Genomic DNA, 17,430 nt, shown 5'->3' on the forward strand with positions numbered 1-17,430 from the left:
CAGGACAGGACGTTGCCGGGCTCTACGGGCTTGCATGAGCTTGCATGTCAATGTCCTTGGAAATCACCTACATTGACGCTACATCGGCTAATTATTGAGCTTCCGCAAGGTCGAGCAAGCGACGAGAGCAGGGAGCCAACCATGGCCGTTGAGTTCATCGGTATCGACCCCAACACCGATCGGGATCACTGCCCCACCGTGTGGGCGGACCCGGAGGGTCAGGAGATCTTGTTGCAGGGATGGAAGCCGAGCCCCGAGACTCAGGCGAAGTGCGAGGGAAGCAGCCCCGCGAACGGTTCGGTACCCGACTCCGAGGCCATCGTTAGGCTTCCGGCCCGGATGGTGCCCATGATCAGGGAGGCGTGTGATGTCATCGAGCGTGCCCAACTTTGCTGAGCTGCTTGAAGGGTGTGAGCGGTCCGCCGTGCATCTGGAGCTGCGGGACTCCTATGCCTCGACAGATCGGTTCGAGGCATGGCAGCGGGGCGAGCGGATCAACTGGGAGGACCGCCAGTCTTGGTGGCATTCCTATGACCAGTTGATCGCGGACACCGTCGCTCGGGGCGTGGTCATTCGCCGGGCTCGGGTCGTCTCCGAGCCTGTATCCGAGTACATCCGGTGGGAGCACTACGTCACCCACGCCAATGTCACCGCGGGCGAGGAAGTCCGCTGGTTGCCTCGGCGGCAGACCACGAGCATTCCTCTGCCGGGGAACGACTTCTGGCTGTTCGACGGTGTGCTGCTTCGGGTGCACCACTTCTCCGGCGACGGCGCGGTGGTCGAGGACGAGATCACGGCAGATCCGGAGGCCGTGAAGCTGTGTGCGGCCGCGTTCGAAGCGGTGTGGGAGCGAGCAGTCCCGCACCACCTGTACGAAGTCTGACGAAAGCCGGCTCCATGCCCGCGTATCCCTCTTCGAGCGTCCAGAAGGCCCGCGAAGTCCTCGCCGGTCGGCTGAGCGAAATTCGGAAAGATGCAGGGATCACCGGGCGGGAGCTGGCCGTCAGGTGCGGCTGGTCGGAATCGAAGTCGTCCCGGATCGAGAACGCCAAGACACCTCCCTCCGACGCAGACATCAGGGCGTGGTGCCGAGTCTGTGGCGCCGGCGATCAAGTCCCGGACTTGATCGCCGCCAACAGGCAGTCTGCCGATGCTCATGTGCAGTGGAAGCGACTCCAGCGAACTGGGCTCCGGCGTCTGCAGGCGTCCATGGGGGACTTGTACCAGCAGACCAACGTGTTCCGGGTCTACGTTTCCGACGTGATCCCTGGGTTCCTCCAAACACCCAGATATGCCACCGCCCTGCTTTCGTCCATCGCAGACTTCCGGGGAACCCCGAACGATGTGAGTGATGCCGTCGCGGCCCGCATGCGGCGCAACGCCGTGTTGAGCGATGGCGCACACCGGTTCTCGTTCGTGCTGGAGGAGTCCGTGCTGCGGTACCGCGTGTGCAGTGTCGAGACCATGGCGGCGCAGCTCGGCCACCTGCTCGACATCATGGCTTTTCCGAATGTTGGTGTGGGCATCGTCCCGTTCGCAGCGCGACGGACCGTGTGGCCCATGCCGACCTTCACGATCTTCGATGACACCAGGGTCCACGCGGACACCCTGGATGCCGCCTCCACGCTGACTGAGCCCAGTCAGATCGACCTGTATGCCCGCGCCTTTGATCGGCTCGCGCAGGGGGCTGCGCGTGGGGCGGCGGCGCGGTCAATTGTTGCGGATGCCTTGGCATTCCTGGATTGGCGAAACGAGAGAGAGGACGCGAACCATGGGTGACCAGAACAAGGGCGGCCCGAACGACGGCAAGGGCGGCGGCCACGCGAAGCCCGGCGGCGGGGCCATCGGCCCCAAGCCGAGCCCGGACGGGCAGAAGCCGGCCCCGGAGCCGAAGCACAGGAAGAAGTGACCGCCGACGCGCAGCGTGCCTCGTTGGTGGCAGCGCTGATCGAATCGGGGTCGCTGACGGCGGACTGGGCTCCGTCCGTGGCGGCCGTGCCGCGACACGCGTTCCTTCCGGACACCATCTGGACGGAGGACGACAGCGGCACCGGGTGCACCCGGTCCGAGGACCCCGAACGGTGGCTGCGACTGGCCTACAGCGACCTGCCGGTCATCACGCAGTGGGACGACGGGGCCGAAGACAGCGCGCACCGCGTGCCGACGTCGTCGGCGTCCATGCCCACGATGGTCGTCGAGATGCTGTCCGACCTGGACGCGGCCCCTGGTCACCGGGTGCTCGAAGTCGGCACGGGCACCGGCTACAACGCGGCACTGCTGACGCATCGACTGGGGGCCGACATGGTGTCCACCGTCGAGGTGGACCCTCGGGTCACCCTGCAGGCGCGCACCGCACTGCGCGGCGCCGGGTACACGCCCGAAGTCGTGTGCGGAGACGGCTCGCTGGGGTGGGGCGTGCGCGCTCCGTACGACCGGGTGATCTCCACCGTGGCCCTGCGGTACATCCCGCCCGCCTGGTTGGCTCAGACCCGGCCGGGCGCGGTGATCGTCAGCCCGGTCTCCCCGTTGCTGGGCGGCGGGGCGATCGTGCGGCTCACGGTCGGCGACGACGGGACGGCGAGCGGCCGGTTCACCCGCTCGTCCGCCTTCATGCTGCTGCGGCAGCAGCGTTTCGACGCCGCCCCGGTGGACGACTACCTGCCAGGAGAGTGGCCGGGCGACTCCGGGCAGTCCTGGACGAAGCTCGACCCCGAGACCATCGGGCACGACTGGTTGGCGCTGTTCGCCTGCGCCCTCGCCCTGCCGGATGTGTACTACCGGCGGAACGAGTTCGGCGAGGGCTGGACGTGGTGGCTTTTTGACACGGCTGTCACGTCCTGGGCCACGGTGGACTCCGTGCCGGGGGAATCCCGGTTCGAGGTCCGGCAGTTCGGGCCGCGGCAGCTCTGGGACGAGCTGGAGGCCGCCCACAACCGGTGGACGGCCACCGGACGCCCCGGCTACGACCGGTACGGGCTCACGGTGACCCCCGCCGGACAGACGGCCTGGCTGGACACGCCGGACAACCCCGTGCCGGGACACGAGCGGCAGGGGCCCACCACGAAGGAATAGCGCCACAGCCACGGGCCCCGTCCGGGTTCGCCTGGGCGGGGCCTATCTTGCGTGCAGCGCTGCTTTGCCAGTCGAGAGGACCTGATCAGGTGGCACGAACCGAGTTCTACGACGACCCCCACGCGCCCGAACCGAATCGCCTGGTGGTGGCGGCGTCCGTCGTCGTGACGGACCCCGAAGGTCGCATCCTGCTTCAGCGGCGTACCGACAACGGCCTGTACGCGCTTCCGGGGGGAACGATGGACCTCGGCGAGTCGCTTCCGGGCACGGCTGTCCGGGAGGTCCGCGAGGAAACCGGCCTCGACGTCGAAATCACCGGACTCGTCGGCACGTACACCGATCCCCGACACGTGATCGCCTACTCGGACGGCGAGGTTCGCCAGCAGTTCAACGTCTGCTTCACCGCGCGCATCACGGGTGGGGAGCTGCGGATCTCCGACGAGTCCACCGATCTCCAGTTCGTGGCGCCGGGCGACATCGAAGCGCTGCCGATGCACCACACCCAACGCCTCCGGCTTCGGCACTTCCTGGAGCACAGGACGACCCCGTACCTCGGCTAGCGCCGCGGCTGGCAACGTTCGCTCTCAGTGTCCCGCGACGGCACCAGCCGGGGCGGAACCCGTCCGGGGCGCCGCGAACTACCGGGCAAACGTTGCCAGCCGCGGCACCAGTTGCCCGGCGGGATTGCCAGGCCGACACAACAGAGGAGGGCCGTGATCGCCATCGGCGATCACGGCCCTCTGTCCTTCTCCGCTCAGCTCGTCTTCTCGAAGCCGGCCAGGAGGCCGCGCGGATCGAAGGTGACCCGGATGCGGGCGATCCTGCCGTTCTCGATGTGCATCCAGTTCGCGGTGGGGGCCGGCGGGGCGATGCTCGTGCACAGCTCGAACCAGGTGATGACCTCGTCGCCCTCGGCCACGCGCACCTTCACGTCGATCTTCTCCAGCACCTGGCCGAGGCCCCGCAGCCCGCCCAGGGCCTCCTCCACCCCGGACGCCGTCCCGAGCGCCCCGACGAAGTCGACATCCTCGGCCAGCAGGCCCCGGATGGTGTCGAAGTCGCCCGCCTCCCAGGCGGTGAAGTAGGTCTCGGCCAGCTCGCCTGCAGTCTTCGTCGTCGTCATGTCTCCATCCTCCCGACCACCCCATCCATCCGTCCAACAGATGGATCTGATGTCATCTATCATCCTGAGTTATGGAGATGCACCAGCTGCGCTACTTCGCCGCCGTCGTCGACGAGGGCACCTTCACCGCCGCGGCCGCCGGTCTGCACGTCAGCCAGTCCGGCATCAGTACCCAAATCGCCAAACTGGAACGCGAGTTGGGTCAGCAGCTGTTCGACCGCTCCGGCCGGGGCGGGGTCCGGCTCACCCCCGCCGGTGAGGCCGTCCTCCCGCTCGCCAAGAGCGCCCTCGCCACGCTCGACGCCATCCGGCACACCGCCGCCGAGTTCGCCGACGCCGTGCGCGGCCGGGTCCGGCTCGGCATGATCATGGGCTGCTCGATCCCGCCGTTCCTGGACACTGTCGCCGACCTCGGCCGCACCCACCCGGGCGTCGAACTGAGCCTGCACGAGGGCCACTCCGACCTGCTCCAGGCCAACGTCCTGGCCGGCGCGCTCGACCTCGCCCTGATCGGCTACGCGGGCGAGGCCGCCCCCGGCCTGGAGGCCACCGTCGTCCTCGACGAGCCGATCGCCGCCGTCGTCCGGCCCGGCCACCCCCTCGACCGGCCGACCGTCCGACTCGCCGACCTGCGCGGCGAGAAGATCCTGTGCCTCTCCCCGGGCACCGGCCTGCGCGCCGCCTACGAGCGCTCCTGCGCCCAACTCGGCCTGGATGCCCGAGTGGACATCGACGCCAGCTCCCCGGTCACCCTGCTCCGCCTGGCCGAGCGCGGCGCGGGCGTCGCCGTCCTCAGCCCGTCCTCCGTCGAGAACCCCAACCTGCGGACCGTCCCGATCGCCGACGCCGCCGTGCACTCCCGCCTCGGCCTGGTCGCCCGGCCCGACCAGCACTCCCCGGCCGTTCGCCTGCTGCGCGCCAAGCTGCTCGCGGCGCTGGGGAGTTCCTGATCCTTGCGCGAGCGCGTCAACAGCGGCGCCGGGCTTTCCCCCGCACGGGTGGTGCTCAACGCTTCGTGTACGGGTAGGTGCTTCTCTGAATCCGTGATCACCCGCTGACTCCCACACGACCGCCACCGCGCGAAGGCGCCTCACCCGCAAGGACCCCATGTGAACGTGCGCAAGAACCTCACCGTCCTCGCCCTGACCGCCGCACTGACGGCCGGCCTGGCCACGTTCGGCTTCCCGGCCTCCGCCGCCGAATGCGGTGTCCGCTCGGACGGGAGGCTGTACTGCGGCAACAAGGCCGGGGCCAAGGGCTACGCGGACCGCTCCTACCGCTCGGCGACCCGGGGCCAGCTCAACGGCACCTTCAGCTGGTTCCAGTGCTGGGGCCACGGCGACCCCCACCCGGGTGGCAACGACATCTGGTACTGGACCGAGCTCGACAACGGCGCCTGGGGCAACGTGCCCGCCGTCGACGTCTCCACCGGTCAGGACCCGGCTCCCGGGCTGCGCGAGTGCTGACCGGCAGCGCCGGCGCGCTCATGAACGCATTCGAGAGTGCGTTCATGAACGCGCTCGTGAACGCACTCATGAACTCAGCGAGGCTGCTCCGCCTCCGGTGAGACGGGCCGAACCCGCCCCGCCCGGGCCTCCAGGTACCGCCGCTCGGCGAGACCGGCCGTGGCCTTCGCCGCGCGCCGGTAGTGCTCGTACGCGCCCGCCGCGTCGCCGGTCCGCTCCAGCAGGTGCGCCCGGACGGCGAGCAGCCGGTGGTGCCCGGCCATCCGCGCGTCGCCGTCCAGGGTCGCCAGTACGGCCAACCCGGCTTCCGGGCCCTCGACTTCGGCCAGGGCGATGGCCCGGTTGAGGGTGACCACCGGGTTGGGCGCGATGCGCTCCAGGATCAGGTAGAGCGCGTGCACCTGCCGCCAGTCGGTGTCCTCGGCCCTGGCGGCGTCGGCGTGCGTCGCGGCGATCGCGGCCTGCAGCTGGTACGGGCCGAGCGCCGGGCCCGCCAGCGCCGCCTTCACCAGCCCCGCCCCCTCCTCGATCATGGCGCCGTCCCAGCGCGTACGGTCCTGCTCGGCCAGCGGCACCAGGTCCCCGGCGGCCGTCGTCCGGGCGTCCCGGCGGGCGTGGGTGAGCAGCATCAGCGCGAGCAGCCCGGAGACCTCGCCGTCCCCGGGCAGCTGGGCGTGCACCATCCGGGTCAGCCGGATCGCCTCGCGCGCGAGGTCGGGGCGGGTGAGGTCGGCGCCGGAGGAGGCCGTGTAGCCCTCGTTGAAGATCAGGTAGAGCACCTGCAGGACGACCCGCAGCCGCTCCTCCCGCTCCGCATCCGCCGGCGGCGCGAAGGTGCTTCCGGCGGCCCGGATGCGCTGCTTGGCCCGGCTGATCCGGGCCGCCATGGTCGCCTCCGGCACCAGGAACGCGCGGGCGATCTCGGCCGTGGTCAGGCCGCCGACCGCCCGCAGGGTGAGCGCCGTCTGCGAGGCGGCGGTCAGCGTCGGGTGGCAGCACAGGAAGAGCAGCAGCAGCGTGTCGTCGGTGTCCGGCACGCCTTCGGGCACCACCTCGGAGGCGGCCGTCGCCGCCTCGCGCTCGCGCCGCGCGTGGTCGCTGCGCAGCTGGTCGACGTACCGCCGGGCGGCGACCGTCACCAGCCAGCCGCGCGGATTGCCCGGCACGCCCTCCCGCGGCCACTGCACGGCCGCCGCGAGGACGGCCTCCTGCACGGCGTCCTCGCAGCCCTCGAACTGCCCGTAGCGGCGGACCAGCGTGCCGAGGACCTGCGGCGCGAGCTGGCGCAGCAGGCCCTCGTGGTCGGGTGCTGTCATGCCTCCAAGTGTCCGTCGGAGAACATCACCTGCCGCACCTCGACACCCAGGCCCTCGATCGCGGCGTCCGGGATGCGGGCGGCCAGCTCGATCGCGCGCTCCCGGTTCTCGCAGTCGACCAGGTAGAAGCCGCCGAGGAACTCCTTGGCCTCCAGGAACGGGCCGTCGGTGACGACCGGCTGGCCACCGCGGACGGTCACCACGGCGGCCTGCGAGGGGTCGACCAGCGCCTGCGTGGTGATCAGCTCCCCGGAGGCCTTCAGGTCCTCGATGAACGCGCCGTGGCCGGCGCCGATCGCGGCCTTCTCCTCGTCGGTCAGCGCGTCCAGCACGGCCGGGTTGATGTGCAGGCTGATCAGGAACTTCATCGCATGACTCCCTCGGGTGGGCGGGCCCCGGCGGGGCCCCTTCGACGGGTGGTCGGAGCGGCCGCCGCCTTCTTGACGTCCCTCGGCGGAAATCTCGCACGGAATCTCCTGCGGCCGCCCCCGCCCGCGCCGGTGTCAAGAAGCGCCCGGCCGCTCCGACCCCGGTCCGAACGCTCCACGACCCGAGAGAACACGGAGTTCCCGAGATGCGAGTCACCCGGGCACGGCTGGGACTGGCCGTCCTCATGCTGCCGACCCTGATCGTCGCGATGGACACCACGGCACTGCTCCTCGCGCTGCCCCGGCTGAGCGCCGACCTGGGGGCCGGCGACGTCCAGCAGCTGTGGATCAGCGACGGCTACGGGCTGATGGTGGCCGGGCTGGTCATCACCATGGGCACGCTCGGCGACCGGATCGGCCGCCGCCGGCTGCTGCTGGGCGGCGCGGCCGCGTTCGCCGCGCTGTCCGTCGTCGCCGCCTTCGCGACCGGCCCGCTGATGCTGATCGTTGTCCGGGCGCTGTTGGGCGTCGCCGGTGCGACCCTCGCCCCGTCCACCCTCGCGCTGATCACCAACCTGTTCCGCGACGACCGCGAGCGCGGCCGGGCCATCGCGCTGTGGGCCACCTGCCAGTTCGCGGGCGGCGCGGCCGGGCCCGTGCTGGCGGGGCTGCTGCTGCAGCACTTCTGGTGGGGGTCGGTCTTCCTGGCCGCCGTCCCGCCGATGGCCGTGCTGCTGCTCGCCGGGCCGTTCGTGCTGCCGGAGTTCCGCGGCGACCGGGCCGGCCGGCTCGACCCGGCCAGTGTCGCCCTGTCGCTCGCGGCGGTGCTGCCGGTGATCTACGGCATCAAGCAGCTGGCCGTGCGGGGCACGTCGGGCGACCCGGTCGTCCCGGCGGTGGCGCTGGTCCTCGGGGCGGCGCTCGGCGCCGTCTTCGTCCGGCGGCAACTGCGCCTGGAGACCCCGCTGCTGGACCTGCGCCTGCTGCGCAGCCGGCCGTTCGCGGCGGTGCTGGTCGGGCTGGTCCTCGCGGGCGTCGCGATGGCCGGGACGGGCCTGCTGGTGACCCAGTACCTGCAGGGCGTGCTGGGCCACTCCCCGCTCGTCTCGGCGCTGCTGTTCGCCCCGATGGGCCTGGGCGTCGCGGTCGGCACGATGACGGCGCCGCTGCTCGCCCGGCGGGTGCAGGGGACCACCGCGATCGCGGGCGGACTGGCGGTGTCGGCGCTCGGCGCGCTGCTGCTGGTCGGCGTCGACGGGCCGGGCTCGCTGCCGCTGGTGATGACCGGCATCGCCGTCCTGGCGCTGGGCACCGGGCCGCTGTTCGCGCTGGGCACCGGGCTGGTCATGGGGTCCGTACCGCCCGAGCGGGCCGGCTCGGCCGCGTCGATGTCGGAGACCGGCAACTACTTCGGCGGCTCGCTCGGGTTCGCGCTGCTCGGCGTGCTCGCCGCGGTGGTCTACCGGGACCGGGCGGGCGGCGGCTCCGACTCGCTGGCCGGCGCGATCGCCGCCGCCGAGCACCTGCCCGCCGGCCGGGGCGCGGAGCTGCTGCGCGGCGCGCGGGCGGCGTTCACCGCGAGCCTGCACGTCACCGGCGCCGTCGCGGCGGTGATCTTCGCGGGGCTGGCCGTGCTCGTCCTCGCCCTGCGGCCGGGGGCCCGGACGGCCACGGCTCCCGAAGCCGTCCGGGCCCCCGAAACCGTCTAGGCCTTCCAGTGCGGGTCGCGGCCGGAGGCGGCGAGGGCGTGCTCCCACGCGGAGGCGTCCTCCGGCAGCGTCACCGCCGCGGCGAAGCCCGCGTACTGGCGGTACAGCTCGGCGTTCTGCTCGGTGATCTCCCGGGCCAGCCCGGCGAGTTCGTCGTCGACCGTGATCCGGCCGCCGGTCGCCAGGGCGACGTCCCAGGCGTGCAGCACCAGCTCCAGGACCAGCATCCGGGCGAGCTCCACCGCTGGCGTCGGCGACCCGCCGAGGTCGATGTCGCCCTCCCAGGCGGCCGGCGCCTCCCAGGCGGCGACGGCCCGCTCCAGCTGCGCCGCGTACGCTGCGCGCCAGTCGGCGTCGGAGGCGAAGTCGCGGGCGGCCAGCTCCGCGGGCAGCTCGACGCGCCGGGCCCGGTGCTCCAGGCCGTGCGAGGTGTACAGCACCCAGTGGTTGATCAGCGCCCGGGTGTCGAACTCCGCGCAGGGCGTCGGCGCGTCCAGCGGCTGCCCGGCCGGGACGGCGGCGGCGACCTCGGCGGCGACGGCGGCGGCGCGGGCGAGCAAGGGGTGCAACGGGTGAACGGTCATGCCCCCGATCCTGCGCGGGCCGGCGCCGCCCGGTCTTGAAGAAACGCGACACACCCGGGGCCTAACCTGGCCGCCATGGACTCACCCGACCTCGGCCGCGGCGTGCTCCACCCCGCCCGCGCCGCCGAGCTGATCACCGTGGACCGGATCGCCCCCGACCCGGTGGTCGCGCGGTTCGTCGAGTACCACTGGCTGGTGCGCTGGGACCTGAACGGCCATGCCCCGTACGAGCAGAAGGTGCTCTCCCACCCCAACGTCCACCTGGTCTTCGAGGCACCCCGGGCCCGGGTGTACGGGGTGGACCGCTCGCTGTTCGTCCGCCGGCTGGAGGGTGCCGGGCAGGTGCTGGGCGTCCGGTTCGGCCCCGGCGCGTTCCGCCGCCTCGCCGGGCACCCGGTGAGCGACCTCGCCGACCGGTCCGTCCCCGCCGCCGACTACTTCGGGGCCGAAGTCGACCGGCTCAACGAGGAGTTGATCGACGGCGAACCGGACGCCGGGCTGGTCGACGCCTTCCTCCGCCCCCGGCTGCCCGCCCCCGACCCGGTCGCCGCGCAGGTCGCCGCCCTGGTCGAGCGGATCACCCGCTCGCCGGACCTGCGCCGGGTCGACGAACTGGCCCGGGAGTCGGGCCTGGCCGTCCGCCGCCTCCAGCGCCTCTTCGCCGAGTACGTCGGGGCCTCCCCGAAGTGGGTGCTGCGCCGCGCCCGACTGCACGAGGCCGCCCAACGGGCGGATGGTGGCGACGAGTTGGACCTGGCCGCGCTCGCCGCCGAGCTCGGGTATGCCGATCAGGCCCACCTCACCCGCGATTTCACCGCCGCGGTCGGCATCTCCCCGGCCCGCTACGCGAGTTCGCACCGGGCGACGGCCTAGGCGCCGAGGAACCGCTGCAGCTCGTCCAGCATGAAGTTGGCGGCTGTGTACCCCATGCCCTGGAACCACAGCTGGTCGTCCACCGGGAACGCCCGGTGCGCCTTGACCGCCCCCAGCGCCTGCCAGCCGGGGCTGGCCAGCGCTGCCTGGGTGCCCGCCGCGGCCGGGTCACCGTACGTGGCGTAGAGCAGCAGATCACCGTCCGCGCGCGCGAGTTGGTCCAGCGGCAGTTCGACGTCCGACTGGTCGGTGTTCTGCGCGTCCGGCCGCGCCACCCCCGCGTCCGCGAGCACGACTCCCGGGAAGCTCTGCCGCCCGTACATCCGGACGCCGCCGCCCGCCGTGAACCGCACCAGGCTCACCTTCCGCCCCGACAGCTTCGCCGCCGACAGTGCCTGCGCCACCTGGCCCGCGTGCTTCTGGTACGCGGCGACGAAGGCCGCCGCGGCCGCCTCCCGGCTCAACGCCTGGGCGTGCAGCTGGAAGTTCGCCTTCCATGGCGCCCCGGTGGTCTGGCTGAGCACGGTTGGGGCGACCTCCCGCAGCTGCTCGTACCGGTCGCCGTCGCGGGCCTGGTTGGAGAGCAGCAGGTCCGGCCGCAGTGCCCGGACGGCGGCCAGGTCGGGGGCGCCGGCCGGGCCGACCAGGCGGATGCCGGCCACCCGGGAGGCCGGCCAGTAGTCCGGGAAGCCGGTGTCCCCGGCCGGGAGCGCGGCGCCGACCGGCGTGATGCCGAGGGTCAGCGCCGAGTCCAGGGCGTCGCTGTCCAGCACGACCACCCGCATCGGCGCGCCCGGGACCAGGACCGGGCCGGTCGCGGCGGTCACGGTGACCTGGGGGAGCGGGGCGGGGGAGGGCGACGCCCCCGTCTCCAGGCCGTCCGTGGTCGGCGCGGCCGGGTGCCGCTCGGTGCACCCGGCCAGGGCGGCCGCGCCGAGGCCGGCGAGCAGGGCGCGACGGGTGAGCTGGTGGCGGCGGGCGGTGCGGTGCATCGGCGGGTCCTCGGGCGGCCGGGGCTTCGGGTGCGTCGATTATGTCCGGATTGGTGGGTGAATTTCCGGTAAGTGTCCGATCCGGCGCCCGGGACGGCCCGGGTGCCCACCGGGCCGGAGTCCCCGCCGTCGCGAACCGCCCGGTTGGATAGCCTGGCGGCATGCCCGAGACCTCGTCCGCGACCGCCCCGCTCACCGTCGGCTTCGACCTCGACATGACGCTGCTGGACACCCGGCCCGGTATCCACGCCACCTACCTGGCGCTCGCCGCCGAGACCGGCGCCTTCATCGACGCCGACCTGGTGGTCACCCGGCTCGGCCCGCCGCTGCTGGACGAACTGCGCAACTGGTTCCCGGCCGAGCACCTGGACGAGATCGCCGACCGCTACCGCACGCTCTACCGCGACCACGCGTTCGCCCCGACCGTGGCCCTGCCCGGCGCGCACGCCGCCGTCGAGGCGGTGCGCGCCCACGGCGGCCGGGTCGCGGTCGTCACCGGCAAGTACGAGCCGAACGCCCTCCTCCACCTGGAGCTCGCCGGGCTGACGGCGGACGCGGTGGTCGGGGACCTGTGGGCGGAGACCAAGGGCGAGGTGCTGCGCGAGTTCGGCGCGAGCGTCTACGTCGGCGACCACCTCGGCGACATCCGGGGCGCCAAGCACGCGGACGCCCTCGCCGTGGCGGTGGCCACCGGCCCGTACGGGGCGGACGAGCTGCGCGCGGCGGGCGCCGACGTGGTGCTGGCCGACCTCACCGCGTTCCCGGCCTGGCTCGCCGGGCACCTCGCGGGCTGAGCGGGCCCTCGGACCGGCGGGACCTTACGGCCGCACCCGGCGGCGCTGGGCCCGGGCGTTCAGGAACAGCCCGACGAGCGCGGACAGGAAGCCCGCCGGCATCAGCATGCTGAGCCAGTACGCGGCGGTCGGCAGCGGCGTCAGGTGCAGGAACAGCGGCACGAAGGTGGCCAGCGTGACGAGTGCGCCGACGCCGAAGACGATCGTCCCGGCCTTGACGTACGCGTCGCCGGGGTCGGCGCTCTGGCTGCTCACGACTGCTCGCTCCTCGGGGTGGGCTGTGCTGGCACCAGTCTCGCAGAGCGGCCGCCGGGCCCGGCCCACCGGAGCGGTCCGGTCACGTTGCGCAGTTTCCCGGCAGCGATGCGTTTTGATCCCTGCTGGGCGGGGGTATGCACGGGGTGCCGAGGGGTGCGACTGGTGCGCCCCGTGTCCTCTGATCCGGGGGTGTGAGCCGATGGACAGCGCAGAGTCGCGCCCCGGCCGTGCCAGTGCCGGGTCGCCCGTGTGCGCGAGATCCCCGCGTCCGCACCGCCCCGAGCGGATCCCGGACCGCCGATCCCTCGCGGTACGCGGATGAGGCCGTGACGGACCGTTAGTCTGCTTCCGGCAGCGTGCCGGCCGTGAGCGCCCGCGGGCGCCGAGTCGAGGTCGACCGCAGTTTTCCCATCACCCCGTTCACCCCGTGATCCCCGGCCCGGGCCGGGAATCCCTCACACCCATTCGAGGACTGTTCGAGATGCCCACCGGCCAGGTCAAGTGGTTCAACGAGACGAAGGGCTTCGGCTTCCTGTCGCGCGACGACGGCGGCGACGTCTTCGTGCACACCAAGGCGCTGCCCGCCGGCATCACGTCGCTGAAGCCGGGCCAGCGGGTCGAGTTCGGCGTGGTCGCCGGCCACCGCGGGGACCAGGCGATGGCCGTGCAGCTGCTGGAGGCGATGCCCTCGGTGGCCGCCGCCCAGCGCCGCAGCGCCGACGACATGGCGCCGATCGTCCAGGACCTGATCACCACGCTGGACGCGGTGCTGCCGGGCCTCCAGCACGGCCGCTACCCGGCCAAGGCGACGGGTCAGAAGCTGGCCGGCCTGCTGCGCGCGGTGGCCGACCAGTTCGACGTGTGAGCGGTCCGCGGACCGGGGCCGGTCAGGACGGCCGGAACGCCAGCGCACCCGGGTCGAGCGGGGGCACCAGCCCCTCGGCCGCGGCCCGGGTGAGCAGCGCGCGGACGGCCTCGTAGCCCTCCTCGCCGAGGTCCTCGGTGAACTCGGTGACGTACAGCCCGATGTGCTGCTCGGCGACGTCCGGGTCCATCTCCTGGGCGTGCGCCAGCACGTACTCCCGGCTGGCGGACGGGTCCGCCCACGCCTGCCGGACGGACGCCCGGACGGCCTCGGCGAGGGCGTGCAGCCGCTCGGCGCCGAGCGAGCGCCGGGCGACGATCGCGCCGAGCGGGATCGGGTGGCCGGTCTCCCGCTCCCAGGCCTCGCCCATGTCGGCGAGGCTGTGCAGCCCGTACTGCCGGTACGTGAAGCGGGCCTCGTGGATGACCAGACCGGCGTCCACCCGGCCGTCCCGGACGGCGGGCATGATCTCGTGGAACGGCAGGACGACGATCTCCCCGAAGCCGCCCGGCACCGCCTTCGCGGCCCAGAGCCGGAACAGCAGGTAGGCGGTGGAGCGCTCGGAGGGGACGGCGACGGTCTTCCCGGCCAGCGCCTCGGGGGAGTCGACGCCCGGCAGGGTGAGCACCAGCGGGCCGCAGCCGCGCCCGAGCGCGCCGCCGCAGGGCAGCAGGGTGTACTCGTCGAGGACCCACGGCAGCGCGCCGTAGCTGATCTTCAGCACGTCGAGTTCGCCGCGCTCGGCCAGGCCGTTGGTGACGTCGATGTCGGCGAAGGTCACCTCGGGGGCGTCCGCCCCGGGCACCAGGCCGTGCGCCCAGGCGTGGAACACGAAGGTGTCGTTCGGGCAGGGCGAGTACGCGATGCTCAGCCGTTCAGCCACGGCCGGCCTCCTCGATGAGTGCGGGGACGGGCAGCGCGGCGAAGGCCCGCTCCAGGGCGGCCAGGGCCTCGCCGATCCGCCAGGCGGCCCGGTCGCGCGGGCCCACGGGGTTGGACACCGTCCGCAGTTCCAGGGCGGGCACGCCGTGCCGGGCGGCGGCCTCGGCCACGCCGAAGCCCTCCATGGCCTCGGCCGCGGCGCCCGGGTGGCGGGCGGCCAGCGCGGCGGCCCGCTCGGCGCTGCCGGTGACGGTGGAGACGGTCAGCACCGGGCCGACCACGGTGGCCGGCGACCGGGTCGGGCCCAGCGCCTCGACGGCCGCCGCGAGGACGGCCGGGGGCGGGGTGTGCCGGGTGGTGCCGAAGCCCAGCTCGGCGACGTCGGCGAAGCCCTCCGCGGTCTCGGCGCCGAGGTCGGCGGCCACGATCGCGTCGGCCAGCACGGTGGCGCCGACCGGGGCGTGCGGGGCGAAGCCGCCGGCGATCCCGGCCGAGACGACCAGGGCGTAGCGGTGCGCCGCCAGCGCGGCCGAGGCACCGGCCGCGGCGGCCGCCGGGCCGACCCCGGCCGCCAGCACGTCCACGGGGGCCGCCGGGCAGCGCCACAGCCCGCCGCCGGGCAGCGGCAGCGCCCCGGCGGGGCCGGGCAGGCCGCGCAGGACGGCCTCGGCCTCGGCCGGGACCGCGACGACGACGAGCAGCCGGGCCGGTACGGGGCCCGACCGCTCGTGCGGTGCGACGCTGGGCACGGTCATCGCGGGACGGTCAGTTGTCCTTGGCGTTCAGCTGGAAGTACCAGATGGCGGTCGGGTTCTTCATGCCCTTGTCGCCCTCGAACACCGTGATGACGCTCGGCTGCCCGTTGGTGTTCAGCAGGTTGCCCGCCGGGACCAGGCCGGAGAAGGTCGAGGTCTTGTTGTAGGCCGCGAGCAGGAACTGCCGGCTGCCGGTGCCCCCGCTGCCGTTGCTGATGGCCATCCAGCCCTTGTCCGCCACCTGCGGGGAGACGCCGATGCCGATGCGGTCGCTCAGCTTGAAGTCGGAGCCCGGCAGGGTGTTGGCGTCGGCCGCCTTGTTCGCGTCCGCCAGGCACTTCTCCTGGTCGGCGTCGGACAGCGGCTGCCCGTCGTTGTAGCAGAACGGGTCGTGGGCCGTGGAGGAGCGGCCGACCGTCAGGGTGACGCGGTGGTCGCTGATCTCCGTCTGGTTGGAGGCGTAGGCGATGGACCCGCCGACCGTGCCGGCGCCGACCACGACGACGGCGCCGAGGGCGGCGATGACACGGGGATTGAGGCTCATGGGTCAGAATCTACCGGGCCGGGGCGATCACGCTACGCGGGGGTCGGCCACCGCGTGTTGCCGGTCGGGCCGTCCGCCCCGCCGGTCAGGCCACCCGGGGTGCGGCCTGACGCCGCCGCAGGCCCACCCGCAGCAGGGTGCGGGCCGTCCACAGCAGCACCAGGGCGACCACCCCGGCGGCCACCGACAGCCCCAGCACGCCGTTCAGCGGCAGCAGGATGCCGACCGCACCGCCCGCCACCCAGGACAGCTGCATCAGCGTCTCCGAGCGGGCGAACGCCGAGGTGCGCACCGCCTCCGGGACGTCCCGCTGGATCAGCGCGTCCAGCGCCAGCTTTCCCAGCGAGGCCGCCATCCCGGACACGCCCGCCACCAGCACCACCGTCACCACGCCGTACCAGAGCGCGGCCGCCGCCGTCACGCAGGTGGCCAGCAGCAGCATCGCGGTGACCGTCGCCTCCGGGCCCCGGGTGCGCAGCCAGGAGCCCAGCACCGAGCCCAGCGCGTTGCCGGTGCCCGCGGCCAGGGCCACCAGGCCCAGCGCCAGGGTCGGCCGCAGGCCGCCGATCGGGTCGGTGCGCAGCAGGAACGCCAGGAACATCACCAGGAAGCCGACCAGCCACTTCATCGCCGACATGGCCCGCAGCGCCAGCACCACGGACGGGCCGACGGTGCGCAGCGAGGCCTTGACCGGCGGGGTCCGGTGGGGGAGGAGGTGGGAGCCCTCGCCGTGCACCTCGGCGTGCAGGACGGCCCGCTGCTCGCCCTTCGCCGAGTCGACCTCGTGCGGCAGGTGGAAGGCCATCAGGGTGCCGACCACGAACACCAGGAAGGCGCCGCGCAGCGGCCAGCCGGGCCCGATCAGGTGCAGCAGCCCGCCCACCCCGGCGGCCACGCCGGTGGCCAGCAGCCCGGCCAGGGTGACCCGGGAGTTCGCCTTGACCAGGGACAGCCGGCTCGGCAGCAGCCGCGGCACCACCACGCTGCGCACCACCCCGTACGCCTTGGACGCGACCAGCACGCCCAGCGCCTCCGGGTAGAGCGCGAGGCCGCCGCCGGTGATCACCCCGGCCATCGTCCAGGCCAGGACGGCGCGGGCGAGCATCGCCATCGCCATGGCGGCCCGGCGGCCGTGCGGCAGCCGGTCCAGCAGGGGGCCGATCACCGGGGCGAGGAGGGCGAACGGGGCCATCGTGATCAGCAGGTAGAGGGCGACCCGGCCGCGGGCCTCGCCGGTGGGCACCGAGAAGAAGATGGTCGAGGCCAGCGCGATGGTGATCAGCATGTCGCCGAAGGAGTTCAGCGCGTGCAGTTCGATCAGCTTCGCCAGGCCCGACTCGCCGGCGCCCTCGGCGGAGGTGGCGCGGCGGATCCGGCGGCCGGTGCCGTGCACCACCTTGCCGGTGCGGGCGCCGGCGGCGGAGGCGGTGCGGATCAGGAAGTGGCGCCGGGGCTCGGGGGCGTCCTCGTCGAGCCCGTCCGCGTCCAGCGCGTCCTGGTCGGGCCGCTCCCCGGTCGGGGACTCCGCGACGGGCGGCCGCGCGGCCGGCCGCGGGTGCTTGACCAGACTCACCGGGGTGCCGGGCGCCCCGGGGCCGCCCTCCGGCTGCGGTTCGCCCGCAGCGAGGACCGGGGTCTGCCGTCGCGGCACGGCGTCCGCGTCGTCGGGGCTGCCGGCCTGCGGGGCGCGCAGTGCGTGCTGCGACGGTTTCTCGTCCGTCACAAGCCCATCCTGCCCCAGATTCACCGTGGTGACGCGGGATTGCGCGGCGCTCGGCGCGGCCCCGCCGGGCCGCCCGCACGCCCCGGACTGTGCCAGGGCGCCGACC

Annotated in this window: 22 protein-coding genes; 12 read left to right on the top strand and 10 right to left on the bottom strand. The window is 73.3% G+C overall.

What is annotated here, in order from left to right; all coding sequences use genetic code 11:
- Positions 1 to 141 precede the first annotated feature (141 nt).
- The 6 genes from ACPC54_RS10510 (at position 142) to ACPC54_RS10535 (ending at position 3,632) form a co-directional block, all read left to right on the top strand.
- Positions 142 to 396, top strand: coding sequence for a hypothetical protein (locus ACPC54_RS10510; RefSeq protein ID WP_498963394.1), 255 nt, complete (start codon positions 142 to 144; stop codon positions 394 to 396).
- Complete coding sequence (locus ACPC54_RS10515; RefSeq protein ID WP_498963396.1) at positions 368 to 883, top strand: DUF6879 family protein; 516 nt, start codon at positions 368 to 370, stop codon at positions 881 to 883. Before ACPC54_RS10510 ends, ACPC54_RS10515 begins: the two co-directional genes overlap by 29 nt.
- A 14-nt stretch (positions 884 to 897) precedes the next feature.
- On the top strand, positions 898 to 1,779 hold the full coding sequence (locus ACPC54_RS10520) for a helix-turn-helix domain-containing protein (RefSeq protein WP_498963398.1): 882 nt from the start codon (positions 898 to 900) through the stop codon (positions 1,777 to 1,779).
- The gene (locus ACPC54_RS10525; protein ID WP_498963400.1) at positions 1,772 to 1,909 is read left to right on the top strand and encodes a hypothetical protein; all 138 of its coding nucleotides are present in this window, start codon (positions 1,772 to 1,774) and stop codon (positions 1,907 to 1,909) included. Before ACPC54_RS10520 ends, ACPC54_RS10525 begins: the two co-directional genes overlap by 8 nt.
- Positions 1,906 to 3,072 carry a methyltransferase domain-containing protein gene (locus tag ACPC54_RS10530; protein ID WP_498963402.1) on the top strand — a complete coding sequence of 389 codons (1,167 nt, stop codon included), beginning with the start codon at positions 1,906 to 1,908 and terminating at the stop codon, positions 3,070 to 3,072. Before ACPC54_RS10525 ends, ACPC54_RS10530 begins: the two co-directional genes overlap by 4 nt.
- Before the next feature lie 89 nt (positions 3,073 to 3,161).
- Positions 3,162 to 3,632: an NUDIX domain-containing protein gene (locus ACPC54_RS10535; RefSeq protein WP_498963404.1), complete on the top strand. Its 471-nt coding sequence runs from the start codon at positions 3,162 to 3,164 to the stop codon at positions 3,630 to 3,632.
- Positions 3,633 to 3,826: 194 nt separating this feature from the next.
- On the opposite strand, the gene ACPC54_RS10540 is transcribed toward ACPC54_RS10535, so the two are convergent.
- Positions 3,827 to 4,195 (bottom strand): nuclear transport factor 2 family protein, encoded by a 369-nt coding sequence (locus tag ACPC54_RS10540; protein ID WP_498963406.1) that lies wholly within the window; start codon positions 4,193 to 4,195, stop codon positions 3,827 to 3,829.
- Between the two features lie 71 nt (positions 4,196 to 4,266).
- Here ACPC54_RS10540 and ACPC54_RS10545 point away from each other — a divergent pair, with 71 nt between their 5' ends.
- Positions 4,267 to 5,145, top strand: coding sequence for a LysR family transcriptional regulator (locus tag ACPC54_RS10545; protein ID WP_498963408.1), 879 nt, complete (start codon positions 4,267 to 4,269; stop codon positions 5,143 to 5,145).
- Between the two features lie 159 nt (positions 5,146 to 5,304).
- The gene (locus ACPC54_RS10550; protein ID WP_498963410.1) at positions 5,305 to 5,661 is read left to right on the top strand and encodes a hypothetical protein; all 357 of its coding nucleotides are present in this window, start codon (positions 5,305 to 5,307) and stop codon (positions 5,659 to 5,661) included.
- Positions 5,662 to 5,735: 74 nt separating this feature from the next.
- On the opposite strand, the gene ACPC54_RS10555 is transcribed toward ACPC54_RS10550, so the two are convergent.
- Both ACPC54_RS10555 and ACPC54_RS10560 read right to left on the bottom strand, forming a co-directional pair.
- Complete coding sequence (locus ACPC54_RS10555; protein WP_498963412.1) at positions 5,736 to 6,977, bottom strand: RNA polymerase sigma factor; 1,242 nt, start codon at positions 6,975 to 6,977, stop codon at positions 5,736 to 5,738.
- Positions 6,974 to 7,345 (bottom strand): YciI family protein, encoded by a 372-nt coding sequence (locus tag ACPC54_RS10560; RefSeq protein ID WP_498963414.1) that lies wholly within the window; start codon positions 7,343 to 7,345, stop codon positions 6,974 to 6,976. Before ACPC54_RS10560 ends, ACPC54_RS10555 begins: the two co-directional genes overlap by 4 nt.
- 206 nt (positions 7,346 to 7,551) lie before the next feature.
- Between ACPC54_RS10560 and ACPC54_RS10565 the strand changes: the two genes are divergently transcribed.
- Entirely contained in the window at positions 7,552 to 9,054 is a 1,503-nt protein-coding gene (locus ACPC54_RS10565; RefSeq protein WP_498963416.1) for an MFS transporter, read from the top strand.
- Here ACPC54_RS10565 and ACPC54_RS10570 read toward each other — a convergent pair.
- Positions 9,051 to 9,638, bottom strand: a complete 588-nt coding sequence (locus ACPC54_RS10570) for a TIGR03086 family metal-binding protein (RefSeq protein ID WP_498963418.1) — start codon at positions 9,636 to 9,638, stop codon at positions 9,051 to 9,053. The genes ACPC54_RS10565 and ACPC54_RS10570 overlap by 4 nt on opposite strands.
- A gap of 75 nt (positions 9,639 to 9,713) precedes the next feature.
- Between ACPC54_RS10570 and ACPC54_RS10575 the strand changes: the two genes are divergently transcribed.
- Positions 9,714 to 10,511, top strand: coding sequence for a DUF6597 domain-containing transcriptional factor (locus ACPC54_RS10575; RefSeq protein ID WP_498963419.1), 798 nt, complete (start codon positions 9,714 to 9,716; stop codon positions 10,509 to 10,511).
- Here ACPC54_RS10575 and ACPC54_RS10580 read toward each other — a convergent pair.
- A complete protein-coding gene (locus ACPC54_RS10580; RefSeq protein ID WP_498963421.1) occupies positions 10,508 to 11,503 on the bottom strand; it encodes an ABC transporter substrate-binding protein in 996 nt (331 codons plus the stop codon). The genes ACPC54_RS10575 and ACPC54_RS10580 overlap by 4 nt on opposite strands.
- A gap of 161 nt (positions 11,504 to 11,664) precedes the next feature.
- On the opposite strand from ACPC54_RS10580, the gene ACPC54_RS10585 reads away from it, so the two are divergent.
- Positions 11,665 to 12,297, top strand: a complete 633-nt coding sequence (locus ACPC54_RS10585; RefSeq protein WP_498963423.1) for an HAD family hydrolase — start codon at positions 11,665 to 11,667, stop codon at positions 12,295 to 12,297.
- 24 nt (positions 12,298 to 12,321) lie between these two features.
- Here ACPC54_RS10585 and ACPC54_RS10590 read toward each other — a convergent pair whose 3' ends face one another.
- The gene (locus tag ACPC54_RS10590; RefSeq protein ID WP_498963425.1) at positions 12,322 to 12,552 is read right to left on the bottom strand and encodes a hypothetical protein; all 231 of its coding nucleotides are present in this window, start codon (positions 12,550 to 12,552) and stop codon (positions 12,322 to 12,324) included.
- A gap of 484 nt (positions 12,553 to 13,036) precedes the next feature.
- Here ACPC54_RS10590 and ACPC54_RS10595 point away from each other — a divergent pair, with 484 nt between their 5' ends.
- Positions 13,037 to 13,420 (top strand): cold-shock protein, encoded by a 384-nt coding sequence (locus ACPC54_RS10595; protein ID WP_498963427.1) that lies wholly within the window; start codon positions 13,037 to 13,039, stop codon positions 13,418 to 13,420.
- Between the two features lie 22 nt (positions 13,421 to 13,442).
- Here the strand turns inward: ACPC54_RS10595 and ACPC54_RS10600 are convergent, their stop codons facing one another.
- The 4 genes from ACPC54_RS10600 to ACPC54_RS10615 form a co-directional block, all read right to left on the bottom strand.
- The gene (locus tag ACPC54_RS10600; protein ID WP_498963429.1) at positions 13,443 to 14,303 is read right to left on the bottom strand and encodes a 1,4-dihydroxy-6-naphtoate synthase; all 861 of its coding nucleotides are present in this window, start codon (positions 14,301 to 14,303) and stop codon (positions 13,443 to 13,445) included.
- Positions 14,296 to 15,057 (bottom strand): futalosine hydrolase, encoded by a 762-nt coding sequence (locus ACPC54_RS10605; protein ID WP_498963431.1) that lies wholly within the window; start codon positions 15,055 to 15,057, stop codon positions 14,296 to 14,298. The genes ACPC54_RS10600 and ACPC54_RS10605 overlap by 8 nt, the downstream gene beginning before the upstream one ends.
- Positions 15,058 to 15,067: 10 nt before the next feature.
- A complete protein-coding gene (locus tag ACPC54_RS10610) occupies positions 15,068 to 15,601 on the bottom strand; it encodes a hypothetical protein (protein WP_498963433.1) in 534 nt (177 codons plus the stop codon).
- 85 nt (positions 15,602 to 15,686) lie between these two features.
- The gene (locus ACPC54_RS10615; RefSeq protein WP_498963829.1) at positions 15,687 to 17,039 is read right to left on the bottom strand and encodes an MFS transporter; all 1,353 of its coding nucleotides are present in this window, start codon (positions 17,037 to 17,039) and stop codon (positions 15,687 to 15,689) included.
- Positions 17,040 to 17,430: the final 391 nt, after the last annotated feature.

This window comes from Kitasatospora sp. NPDC094028 (assembly GCF_049543595.1).
Taxonomy (GTDB): domain Bacteria; phylum Actinomycetota; class Actinomycetes; order Streptomycetales; family Streptomycetaceae; genus Kitasatospora.